Annotated in this window: 9 protein-coding genes; 3 read left to right on the top strand and 6 right to left on the bottom strand. The window is 54.1% G+C overall.

The features are described 5' to 3' along the window. Positions 1-158 precede the first annotated feature (158 nt). Complete coding sequence (locus SH287x_RS01575) at positions 159-332, bottom strand: Flp family type IVb pilin (RefSeq protein ID WP_479516686.1); 174 nt, start codon at positions 330-332, stop codon at positions 159-161. A 477-nt stretch (positions 333-809) separates the two neighbouring features. On the opposite strand from SH287x_RS01575, the gene SH287x_RS01570 reads away from it, so the two are divergent. Together SH287x_RS01570 and SH287x_RS01565 are read left to right on the top strand one after the other, a co-directional pair. Then, a complete protein-coding gene (locus SH287x_RS01570; RefSeq protein WP_479516685.1) occupies positions 810-1,991 on the top strand; it encodes a DUF1559 domain-containing protein in 1,182 nt (393 codons plus the stop codon). 178 nt (positions 1,992-2,169) lie between these two features. Next, positions 2,170-2,613, top strand: a complete 444-nt coding sequence (locus SH287x_RS01565; RefSeq protein ID WP_479516684.1) for a hypothetical protein — start codon at positions 2,170-2,172, stop codon at positions 2,611-2,613. A 188-nt stretch (positions 2,614-2,801) separates the two neighbouring features. Here the strand turns inward: SH287x_RS01565 and ribD are convergent, their stop codons facing one another. Then, complete coding sequence (gene ribD / locus SH287x_RS01560; RefSeq protein ID WP_479516683.1) at positions 2,802-4,031, bottom strand: bifunctional diaminohydroxyphosphoribosylaminopyrimidine deaminase/5-amino-6-(5-phosphoribosylamino)uracil reductase RibD; 1,230 nt, start codon at positions 4,029-4,031, stop codon at positions 2,802-2,804. A 655-nt stretch (positions 4,032-4,686) separates the two neighbouring features. Between ribD and SH287x_RS01555 the strand changes: the two genes are divergently transcribed. Further along, on the top strand, positions 4,687-5,088 hold the full coding sequence (locus SH287x_RS01555; RefSeq protein ID WP_479516682.1) for a hypothetical protein: 402 nt from the start codon (positions 4,687-4,689) through the stop codon (positions 5,086-5,088). Positions 5,089-5,380: 292 nt separating this feature from the next. On the opposite strand, the gene SH287x_RS01550 is transcribed toward SH287x_RS01555, so the two are convergent. The 4 genes from SH287x_RS01550 to SH287x_RS01535 form a co-directional block, all read right to left on the bottom strand. Beyond that, on the bottom strand, positions 5,381-6,682 hold the full coding sequence (locus SH287x_RS01550; RefSeq protein WP_479516681.1) for a 2-oxo acid dehydrogenase subunit E2: 1,302 nt from the start codon (positions 6,680-6,682) through the stop codon (positions 5,381-5,383). A 75-nt stretch (positions 6,683-6,757) separates the two neighbouring features. Then, a complete protein-coding gene (gene aceE / locus SH287x_RS01545) occupies positions 6,758-9,511 on the bottom strand; it encodes a pyruvate dehydrogenase (acetyl-transferring), homodimeric type (RefSeq protein WP_479516680.1) in 2,754 nt (917 codons plus the stop codon). A gap of 590 nt (positions 9,512-10,101) precedes the next feature. Further along, complete coding sequence (locus SH287x_RS01540; RefSeq protein ID WP_479516679.1) at positions 10,102-11,010, bottom strand: ABC transporter permease; 909 nt, start codon at positions 11,008-11,010, stop codon at positions 10,102-10,104. A gap of 319 nt (positions 11,011-11,329) precedes the next feature. Continuing rightward, the gene (locus tag SH287x_RS01535) at positions 11,330-12,313 is read right to left on the bottom strand and encodes a helix-turn-helix transcriptional regulator (RefSeq protein ID WP_479516678.1); all 984 of its coding nucleotides are present in this window, start codon (positions 12,311-12,313) and stop codon (positions 11,330-11,332) included. Positions 12,314-12,420: the final 107 nt, after the last annotated feature.

Here is a 12,420-nt window from a genome sequence, read left to right as displayed (position 1 = left end):
CCCCCCTCGCTATCAGCCTCTCTTGTTTCAGGCAGACATCGAAGGGAAAAGTGACAAGGAGATCATCAAACCTGAATTGGAATTCAACAGATTGTTATGCCCGGCAGTGGAGGAGGTGACACCTCAGCGAACGGCAACGTGATGCCGGAAAAACGGCGTTAGAACCCATGGTCGGACAGCTTGCCCTGGATTCCGCCCCAGTAGTTCGCCTGGGAAGTGCCGAAGGCAGAGATGCCCACGATGACCACCAGCAGGATCATCGCGAGCATCACGGAATATTCAACGGCAGTAGGCCCATCTTCGCTGCGCAGAAAACGAACGATGGCGGTCATGGTTAGAAACACCTTGGAACGGTTGGCCCTGTAACAAAGCAACAGACACGGCATGTAAATCTAGGTCGCCAATTCTGACTGGGCAAATTTCCCGCCCCATGCCGCAGCATTTTATTCTGAAAATTCCGGATGAGATGGAGTTGACAGACAATAACAGGCGATACAATAATCACCCACCAATCAGGTGGTAGTTATTTAACTGGGAAGCCCGAGTTCGTCATGTGCCAACAGTTTGCTCCTGAATAACAAACAGAAACGCCACATCATCACAGTGGACGTTTCACCAGAACAATGCCGTTTATGGCTTTGAATGCCGGGTTTGTTCCCGATCCCTAATTGGGAATGGCGGCATCAAGACTGCCATGCCTGATGTGTTCTTTGAATGAACACACACTGTTCACCCACCAGTGATCCACCAGATTTCTGCCCTTGCTCCCCCGTGAGACTCTTTTTCGCCCACGTTTTCTGAAAGAATGAATGATGATTCACTCCCCTCGCTCGCTTGTGCCAAACTTTTTGCGTTATCAACCAAAGCGTCAGGGATTCACCCTGATTGAACTGCTGGTCGTGATCGCCATCATCGCGATCCTGATTGCCCTGCTGCTGCCCGCGGTACAGCAGGCTCGCGAAGCGGCTCGAAGAACTCAGTGCCGCAACAATCTCAAGCAGATCGGCCTGGCCTTTCACAACTTTGAAAGCACCTATGGCTATCTGCCAACCAGCCTTCGCCCCACGGTCAATACCGCTTCCCGCGTCGCGATTTTGACTGACCTGCTACCCTATATCGATCAGGCGCAGATCTATAACAAATATGATAAGTCGATTAATTGGAACGCTGGCACAAATACGGCGTTGTCACAGACGCGGCTGACAGCTTTCCAATGCCCTTCCAGCCCTGAGGCGGGCGTGCTGGACACCGCCCCGCCTTCGACAACGACACCCAGTTTTCAAGCAGGGATAGCGTCGACCACCGACTATTCGCCGATCTTCGGCATCGCTCCCGGAGTATTTACCAGCACTCTTGGATTATCCAGCACTCCAGGAACCTATATTGACCCGGCTGAAGTACATGCTGGCTCAACCACGCCATATACCTATGTCCCTGGGTTTTTCCCAAAGAACGCAACCATCAATACCACCACGGGGCTTCCGACCAAGCAGGGGAAAAAATTTCGTGATGTGACCGATGGCTTGAGCAATACGCTAGCCGTTGCGGAATCGGCTGGACGTCCCTTTGTCTATGTCCGTGGCCCCAGAAAACTGACAGGTGGGAACGCCTTGACCGATACCACCTCCAACTCTGCGACGACCGACCGATTGAATTCGGGCGGTTGGTCACGGCCTGCCAGCGATATCATCATCTTTGGTGGCAAAGCGTCTGCTACAGGTGAACTTGGGGGAGCCATCGCGATCAATGCGACCAATGGCCACAACATTCGTAACCTTGATTATACAAACAGCGGGATAGCCACCACGATTACCAATATGGGAGTCCCCATCGCCACTCACGGAACGGGTGCCCCCTTCTCGTTCCATACAGGGGGAGCACACTTCACCATGGGCGATGGCTCTGTCCGCTTCCTCAGCGAGAACATCGACTTCCGGACGTTTATCAGCCTGTGCACACCATCAGGCGGTGAAGTCGTGGGCGAATTCTAAAAGACATCTCGCACCCTCTTCCTGAATCGTTCTTTTTTGGGGCGTCTCATCAAATCGAGACGCCCCTGACTCTCTCCCGATTCATGCCTGATGCCGTACGAGACGCAGATCGTCTTGTCAAAAAGGCTTCTGGCATCAGTGGAAATCATGAACTCGAACCGGCAAAGAAAGCAGAAGCATGTTCGCGAAATCTTCTATATCCCCGGGACTAAAAGCTCTTTACGCCGCCTTAGTTATTGTATTTATCAGTGGTTGCGGGCAAGCCAAGCCCTGGGAGAAATCTCATCCTGCCAATGGCTCGGTGAGCTATAAAGGAAAGCCACTGAAAGATGCCGAGTTGGCTTTCTTTCCTTTGGACGAAAGTATTCCCGATTCGGTTCGTCCACAGGCCAGAACTAAAGAGAACGGCGAATTCGCCGTCTCGACCTATGACCGAGACGATGGAGCACCGGCAGGAAAGTATAAAGTGACCGTGGTTCACTACGAAGTCGTGGTCTCCAGGGGAGGCATGGGCACAAAGCCCAACGACCTTCCCAAGAAGTATGCCAAAAAAGATACGACCGACCTGATTGTGGAAATCGAAAAAGGGGGAACATCGCTCCCACCGTTTGACTTGAAGTAAAGCTGCCCCTTGTCAAACATCCTTGAGAACCCATGAGGGGATCGCCGTGTTTCCATGCCGGGACCAATCCCCTCATCCGGCCTGCGGCCCTTCTCCCTCAGGGAGAAAGACTGATAGAGTTCCCTCAGGGAGAAAGGCTTATAGAGCTCCCTCAACCAGATAAGGATTGAGCGTTTTCCGATAGCCTCTTACAGCGATAGAGACTCCGGTGACCACCAGGGGAGTCGTTCAATAGCGGCGGCGCGAATCCCATGAAAATAGATGTCGCGATCCGACGCCACAAATTGGCCGGTAGGAAACTCATCCGTATCTGAGATCGTGACTCGTCCTTTGCCGCCAATGGGGGAAGAAGCCGCAGAGCCACCGACCAGTTTAGGAGCGATAAAAGCATGAACTTCATCGACCAGCCCCTCATCAAAAAACGATCCCATCAGCCGGCCGCCACCCTCAACCAGCACGTGCGTCCATTTTTCACCGGCCATTCGCTCGAATAATTGCCTCAGGCAAGGATGATGGGCCAGCCCTTGATCGGTCGCACCACAATCAAGCACCCAGACAGCACAGCCAGCCGCTTCCAGTCGATTTTTTCGGGTCACCCAATCGTGCTCTCGCTCGCCCGGACTGATACTCAAGGGATTGACAGTGGCAACCACCGTCGGAAACTCATGAGCTGTCTGAACAAGCTGTGAGTGCGGATTGATCGAAAGGCGGGAATCCACAACAACCCGTGCGGGAACTCGCAATGGGCCGCTCCAATCAGCAGGCAGACGAACGGTCAGCCGGGGATCATCGGCCAGCACGGTTCCGATCCCCACAACAATGGCATCCATCCGCGCGCGAAGCTCATGAACAGTCAGGCGTGACATTTCGCCAGAAATCCAATGAGAATGTCCTGTTTTTGAGGAGATCTTCCCATCGAGTGTCATAGCCCATTTGGCGTGAACCCAAGGCTTTCCGGCGCATTGCAGTGAAACGAAAGGAGCCAGCAGTTCTTTGGCAGCAGCCGCTTCACAACCGACATCCACCGTAATCCCGGCAGCTTTCAAACGCCCGATCCCTTTTCCCGAGACATGCGGCGCGGGATCAACCAGCGCAGTTTCCACATGCGCAATTCCAGCGGCAATCACCGCATCGGCGCATGGCGGCGTTTTCCCGAAATGAGAACACGGCTCCAATGTCGTATAGAGGGTCGCTCCGCGGGCAAGCTCACCCGCCATGGCCAAAGCATGAACTTCCGCATGCGGCTCACCGAATTTTTGATGCCAGCCTTCCCCCAGAAGTTCCAACTCACTGTTGACGACGACCGCCCCGACAGCCGGGTTCGGCTCGACAAATCCCCGCCCGCGACTTGCCAGTTCCAACGCATATCGCATGACGGCTACTGGCGAATCAAACTTCCTGCGAGATACTGCTGACATGAGTCTTCTCCGCCCTGCTGATCATCACGCCTTTGATCATACGCTATCCAAAAGTCCATACCAACGAACTTGGGGGCAGACAAGAAACGAACGATGAATCATACCTCCAGACACAGAAAGCCCCACAACTACTGAAATCGTCACCTGTGATGATCACAAGGCGACTCACTGCCAGCCGCAGCTTCGTCACCGAAGGCGGAACAAGTTACTGAAGAAAGTCGCCAGAAAAACTCCTTCGCACTCGCACCAGATCGCGGACAATCACGCGACATATCAACACCAGAACACGAGGAATCAGTTAAAACTCGGTGTAAAACAGCAAGAGCTGTGCCAAGGCCATGTCTTGGGGGGGGATGTCACCGCAACGTCCTCCGTTGCTGGACGTCACAACAGACGAGACACGAATTTCAGGCTTTGACAATGCAGCAGTAAGCCACTTTTGTCGTAAAAGGCGTTGCAATCGCATCTGATTGAACGAGCCTTTTCACTGGTTTTTACGAATTGAACCTTGAAGATCTTGTCGGCGCGGTAGGTTTGCCATGATGTGCAGCCGAAGAGGTTGTCGACTCTTGCCGCTGGAGCCAGGGAATAAGAACCATTCGGGGTTCTTGTGAACCTTGCCCGTGACTTCATTTAAGACGGAAGAACCAACGCGATGCCTCAGAAAGCTCTGTCCAAAGACGACCCAACCAGCGGAAAAGCCATGCTCAGCGTTCGCAAGTCTTGTGCAGGCCGAGTTTTCGTCTGTTGCTGTTTTGTGGGCTTGCTGCCGCTGAGCGTTGCTCAGTCTGCCGAGCGAAATACGAATGAGCCGGGATGGATTCCTGTGGTGATTGCGACGGGTTCATTACGAGAGCAGATTGAATCGACTCCGATTGAAAACCGCCCTTATCGCCCGCTCCACTTTTACGGCAATACTGTTCGCCGCGTTTACTACCGCGGGACACCCATGCCACGATTGGGCGAAGTGCTTGCGACCCCTGTTCGGATTGTGGCTCGCCCAGACCGTGAAACACGTGAAGCATCACGACCTGCCCGAGCCGCACGCGTAAAGTAGACCCGCTTCCGGGTTCGTAAAGAGAAGCCGTGCAAGATCGGCGTTATCCGCATTCCAATTTGAAATAGCGCTCTGAGTGCCATGCTTGCGGCATTGAGAGCAAGCATGCTCTGTGATCGTCAACGCGCTGTTCCAAGTTTGCGATTCGTATGATTGATATTGATCGATCTGTCCGAAGGTTGATACCGAAGATTGATGCCGAAGATTGAAACTGTGGATATGACAAAGGGGGGAGTCGCCAGTTTTGTTGGCCACTCCCCCCTTTGCAATTATGGTCTATCAAACGGCTGGTTTAGCACTCCACCAGCAGCTTGAAGGCATCGCTCATGAGGCTGGTCAGCTTCACGACAAAGCGGGCAGCATCAGCGCCGTTCACAACGCGGTGATCGTACGAAAGGGAGAGTGGCAGCATCAGACGCTGCGTGACCTGTCCATCAACCAGTTGCAACTGCTGGAAGCTGCGCGACATTCCAAGAATCGCCACTTCAGGGGAGTTGACGATCGGCGTGAAAGCCGTCCCGCCAATGCCACCCAGGTTGGTAATGGTGAAAGTCCCCCCCTGCATATCCTTGATTTCCAGCTTGCGATTGCGGGCCTTCTCCGCCATTTCGGTCAGTTCCACCGCCAACTGAAGAATCGTCTTTTTGTCGACATCACGAATCACAGGCACCACCAGACCGTTCGGTGTATCCACCGCGATTCCGATGTTGTAATAGCTCTTGAGAATGACTTCTCCACGAGACATATCGATGCTCGAGTTGAAGTTGGGAAACGCCTTAAGAGCTGCCACGGCGGCTTTCATTGCCACGGCGGTCATCGTCACTTTGGCACCGCCCTTGCCCACCGCTTCCTGGAACCGCTTCCGGGCCGCTTCCGTCTCGGTAATGTCGGCCAGATCATGCTGAGTAACATGAGGAATCAGCTGCCAGGCAGCAGCCAGATTGTTGGCGCTGGTCTTCTGGAGCTTCGTCAATGCCTGTGAAGTCACCGGGCCATACTGAGAGAAGTCCGGTAATGGCGGAGCCACCACGCCACCGCCGCCACCCTGCTGGGACGCATAAGCCCGCGCCACATCTTCCTGAGTAATCCGACCACCGGGGCCGGTGCCGCGCAAACGCTCCAACTGAAGGCCAAGTTCACGAGCCAAACGGCGAGTGGCAGGGCCAGCGGCAATCGGCAAATCACTCGTCGAGCGTGCGGGAGCCGTTGCCACAGCGGCCTGTGTCGAAGACTTCGCCGGTGCAGGTGCTGCGGCCGGTGCCGGCGATTTCGCAGGAGCACTGGATGCCGAAGACGAACCACCACTGCCTGAAGCCGCCGGAGCCGCAGGTTTGGCAGCGGCTCCGTTACTGGCCCCGGCGGCCTCGATGATGAGCAAAGCCTGCCCCGTCTTGACGGTATCACCCGTTTTCACGAGCAGTTTTGAAACCTGCCCCGCATGAGGGCAAGGCAGTTCCATGACCGCCTTATCGGTTTCCAGTTCCATAATGATTTTGCCGGCTTCAATCGTATCGCCAGCGTTCACAAGAATCTGGGCGACATCGGCACTGTCGATACCTTCCGCCAGCTGAGGCAGCTTGAATTCAACACTCATGGAAGAGAACCCGCTTTCGCGCAATAGTCAGGGTTGAGCAGTAATCTTGAGACAAAGAAAAGTGCGTGGAGAACATCAGGCCGTCGCGGGGTCAACCTTTTCAGGATCAATGCCCAGTTCCTGAAGAACCTTTGGCAATCGCTTGGCATCGAAGTGACCATCTTTAGCCAGAGCAGACAGCGCGGCAAAGGCAATGCACTCGGCATCAACTTCAAAGTGCCGACGGAGGACGTCTCTCGCTTCACTACGGCCAAAGCCATCACAACCCAGAACGGTGTATCGCCCGGGGATGTACTGCCGAATCTGTTCAGCCACCAGTTGAACGTTCTCACTGGCGGAAATAAACGGCCCCGTCACGCCAGCCAGTGTCTGGTCGAGATAGCTTTGCTTGGGCTTCTTGTCGGGATGCAACGCATTCCACCGGGCCACCGATTGAGCGTTACGCTTCAGTTCGTTGTAACTGGTTACGCTCCAGGCATCGGCTTCGACACCATATTTCTCTGACAGGATCTGCTTGGCCTTGAGGACGTACTGCATGATCGGGCCGCTTCCCATCAGTTGGGGCCGGTTGGCTCGTTTCTTGGCAGAGACATTCGGCTCCAGCGGATACATCCCGGCACAGATCATTTCCTGTGTCACCCCGGCAGGGATGGCGGGCATGATGAAGGTGCCGTCGTTGTAGACCGAGAGGTAATAGAAGACGTTCTCATCTTCCGCATACATCCGGCGGCAACCATCCTGCACAATGGCAGCCAGTTCGTAGCCAAAGGCGGGGTCATAAGCCAGCAGGTTCGGGACACTCGAAGCAATCAACTGCGAGTGGCCATCCTGATGCTGGAGACCTTCACCATTGAGCGAAATACGGCCCGATGTTCCACCGCAGAGGAAACCTTTGCAGCGAGAATCACCCGCCAGCCAGACCAGGTCGCCGACACGCTGGAAACCGAACATTGAGTAATAGACATAGAACGGAATCATGTTCATGCCGAGGTTGGCATAAGCCGTCCCCGCAGCAACGAACGAGGACATCGCCCCCGCTTCGTTGATCCCTTCCATCAGGATCTGGCCGTCTTTTTCTTCCCGGTAGTAGACCATCTGCCCGGCATCAACCGGCGTGTACTGCTGGCCTTTGCTGCTGTAGATCCCCACTTGTGCGAACAGGGTGTGCAGACCAAAGGTCTGAGCCTCGTCAGGAATAATAGGAACGATCCGCTTGCCGATTGTCTTGTCAGTGCAGAGCCACTGAAGAATCCGGCCCAGCACCATCGTGGTCGACCAGTCCTTGCCGATGCTCGACTTGATCGCATTCTGGAACTGGTCAAAGCCCGGAATGGTCAGCCGTTCGCTTGTTGGCTTACGGACAGGAAGAGATCCACCAAGTGCCTGCCGGTGTTCGAGCATGTACTTGATTTCGGGGCTGGAAGCATCCGGCCGATAGAACTTGGCCGCCTTGGCTTCTTCATCCGACAGCGGAAGTTCAAAGCGCGTGCGGAATTTGAGCAGATCGTCTTCTTCCAGCTTCTTCTGCTGGTGGGTGGTGTTTTTGCCTTCAGCCGCTTCGCCCAGACCATATCCCTTGATGGTGTGAGCTAGAATAACAGTCGGGACACCCTTGTGGTTCACAGCCGCATGATAAGCGGTGTAAACCTTCTGGGCATCGTGACCGCCGCGGCGCATGGCCTTGAGCTGGTCGTCGCTGAGATGTTCAACCAGCTTGAGAAGTTCAGGGTTCTTGCTGAAGAAGTCCTGGCGGATGTAGCTGCCGGACTCAACGACATATTTCTGGAACTGGCCATCCACGATTTCCAGCATCCGCTTTTTGAGTTGTCCCGACTCGTCATTGGCCAGAATAGGATCCCAATCGGCACCCCAGATGACCTTAAGGACATTCCAGCCAGCGCCTCGGAAGAGACCTTCAAGCTCCTGAATGATCTTCCCGTTACCGCGAACCGGGCCATCAAGCCGCTGGAGGTTGCAGTTGATCACCCAGGTCACATTATCCAGATGCTCACGGGCGCCGAGCGTGATGGCACCCAGAGTTTCTGGCTCATCCACTTCCCCGTCACCAATGAAGCACCAGACGCGGGACTTGCTGGTATCAAGCAAGCCACGATGCTGCAAATACCGCAGGAAGCGTGCCTGATAGAGCGAACAGAGCGGCCCCAGTCCCATGGAAACCGTGGGGAATTGCCAGAAATCGGGCATCAGCCAAGGGTGCGGATAAGACGACAAGCCTTGCCCGCGAGGAAGCTCGCGGCGGAAGTTTTTGAGGTGGCTTTCATCCAGCCGACCTTCCACAAACGCCCGGGAATAAACGCCCGGCGAAGCATGCCCCTGAAAATAAACAAAGTCGCCAGGATGCGACTTTGTAGGAGCATGGAAAAAGTGGTTAAACCCGGTTTCTACCAGGCACGCCGAGGACGCGAAGGTCGAAATGTGACCACCCACACCCGTGCCGGTGCGGGCCGCCTGAACGACCATGGCCATCGCATTCCATCGCACTATCGAGCGGATCTTTCGCTCCATCTTGCGATCGCCGGGATACTGTGGCTCGGCCTCTACAGGAATTGTGTTGATATAAGGCGTCGTCAGGCTGGCAGTTCCACTGACACCACGTGCCGAGGCCCGCTGTTGAAGCTCTTGCAAAAGCTGACGAACTTCATCTGGCCCATAACGGTGAAATACATCGTCGAGTGACTCGTACCACTCGGCAAGTTCATCGGTGTCCAGACCTACCGCAGGAAGTTCGCCAAGTTCGGTCTGCGATTCCAAGGAGCCGTGACCATTCGACGCTGCGGAACGGCCTGTGTCTGTCATCATACTCGCCATGTGCGTCGAACTCCCGGAACCGGATCGTGATCAGCCCGTTATCAGGGACTGGTCACGAATTTTGAGCTTGAATTACTGCGAAATCACAAGGGAACCCCGGCATTTTCGCACAATCATCGATTCGTCTCTACTGAATGGTCACAGAGATATGGTAACGGACACCCGCTTAACCGCCCAGTGAGGAACATCTGAGCCAGATCGTCCTTGCTGAAAATCCAGCGCAGACTGTTGGCTCACACCTGGTTGCCTTAAAAGCAAAATGTTCCTGAGCTTCTTTCCACAATCGAAAGCCATCGACTGCGCGAAAGGTCGCCCCTCCATCCCTTTCACCGTTTTCTTCTCTTACCGTTTTCTTCCATTGAAGTATGACGACTCATGAGACTTGTGGCAAAGCCCAACAAGATTTGTCCTGCCAAAGTTGTCCCTCTTTCCTGATGAAATTCTTCCGGAAAGCTTCAATAAATCGCACAGTTTGCCGGTTCCCGAATCTCTATTTCACATAAAAACGGGAAAAACTAAACATACGTGCGCTTTCCTGCCCACATTGAAAGACCATCGCGTGCACCACTCATCAGAACAGGTGCAGACACTCATGCACCGTAGGAGCTATACCTTCTGGCACCAAAATAAAAGGCCAGCCGTACCAAAACCCACAAGCCCGCACACCAACCGGCAGCAATCATCAGCTCCAGAAGTATCTCTTGCTGCGAATATCGCTGTAACGCAACAGCTGCCGGAAAGTAGGCGAGATATTTGAAGGGCAAGCACTGGACAACCTGGCCAAACGTCCCCTGAAACCAATCCAATGGAATCATGTGCCCGCTCAAAATGTAATTCAGCAGCATGTACACAAAGACCAGAGAACTGACTTCCAGAAACCAGAAAGCACATAAACCCAACAGGGCTTCGATCAAAAAACCCAGGAGAAACGCCAGCAACAGCGACGCCACCAAAGCCACCCAGGTGAACAGATCAGGCCACCCAGGAAAATAGGCCCGGCACAACCAGAAAACTAACGCGAATGGTCCAGCGGCCACCACATAATAAACCAGCTTATGCGCAGAGCGATGCCAGAACAGAAACTCAACGAGATCAAGAGGTTGAGTCAAAAACTTCTTGATGCTGCCATCACGAATATCCCGGGCAATCCCCGTCGTCAGCCCCGGCATGCTACTAAACGCCCGACCCAACATCACCAGCAGGAAATATGCCACCATGTCAGCATAAGTATAGGTGTTGATCTTCTTGCTATCAGATGCCGAGTGGGCGTTGAAAATCGCGCCCCAGAGAAAGATCTGAGTAATGATCGGCAGAAAACGAATCAATGTCGCAAAGGCAAAGTCACCGCGATAGGCCAATCTCTCTGCAATGCTGGTGCGTAAAATGAACCATCTGACCCGCCAGCTGGATTGCCACCGTCTCCACAAAGGGCCGGTCTCATCCGCATGATGAGCATGAACAAGAGTGTCGACAGGGACATCGGAACTTGTGGGGATCATGTCCGCAGTGCCATCAGCTGGTGAAGAGTCAGCGTTGCCTTAAGAATATTCCAACAAAAAGCGCCGCCTTGGACTGTAGCATCTGTGCTCGTTCCTCGCACCTGCCCGGAACAATCCGGCACGACAAGCCTCATGGCCCGCCGACGAAGCCTGACTCTTTTTGAGACGCCACACGAAACGTGCGACAGGCTGACCCTGCAAATTGTCACTAATGCATTGTCAAAGGATAAAACTCAGGTCTCTTCTGTTGTTAAGTCCGACAACGGAGGACATTGCGGCAACATCAACCCAAAGACAAAGCCGTGACACGGCACCAGCGTCACTTCAGATTCTCGTAAGCCGCCAGCGTTTTTTGGGCATGTTCGGCAATCATCTCTCGCAATGCCTGTGGTTCCAGAACAATGGCATGGCGACCGTAACCCAGAATCCACCAGACAATTTCTGTGAAACCATCGACCTTAAACTGAAGTTCGAGTGACCCATCCTCATTCCACTCAGCTTTCTGCGTTCGGTGCCATTGAACTTCGGCCACATTAAGCGCCACTTTCCGATCGAAGCGAACGCGGATCATCTGGCCCATCGGCTGAGATCGAATCAGATGCCAGGCATTTCCCAGATACCGATCCAGGCTGAATCGGGGAGGTATCTTATAAGTCGTTTCTGCCAACTCGACACTTTCCAGTCGCCCGACATTGAAAGTCCGCACCGCACGATGCCAGCTTGAACGACCAATCACATACCAGCTGCGTCGGCTGAACAGCATGCGGTAAGGACTTAGTAGCGTCGAAATCCCGGACTCTTCACTGTAACTCCGATAGTGAATACGAATCTGCTCCCGCCGAATGAGTGCCGCCAGTAAGACTTCGTATTGCGACTGACTACCAATCAAATGGTTTCTCGCATCGATACGAATCGCCATCGATTCAGCGATCTCACTGACCGTTGTTCGAATCGATCGAGGTAGCCCATCCAGAATCTTCACTGCCGCCTGACGGGCTGCCTGCTGAAACGGAATTCCTGTGGTCGTGTCTGACAGTTCACTGCAAACCAGCAGTAATGAAACCGCTTCACTCAGACTGAGTTCACTGGCAGGCAGCGAGAGACGCAAAGGCATGAAATAGCCTTGCCGTTCTTCGTCATAAAGAACATGAATGCCGGCCTCTTGAAGAAGCCCGATATCACGAAAAATTGTCCGCCGACTCACGCCACATTCATCAGCCAACTGCAAGGAGTTGCAGATCCTTCCCGATTGCAGCGATTGAATGAGCCGAAGAAGCCTGGGGAGCCGGGCTGTCGCCACCATGCTTAAAATTCCGGCTTTCCGAAGCGGCCTGTCGATCGGGAAGCATGTGGCTGAAGGGGGGGAATTGTTTGAATGGGAACTGTTCGCAAGTCTCGCCAGCACGCTTG

The sequence above is a fragment of the Planctopirus sp. SH287 genome (genome assembly GCF_056500625.1).
Note: the sequence above shows the minus strand (reverse complement) of the source record. Positions and strands in the feature narration are given on the sequence as shown.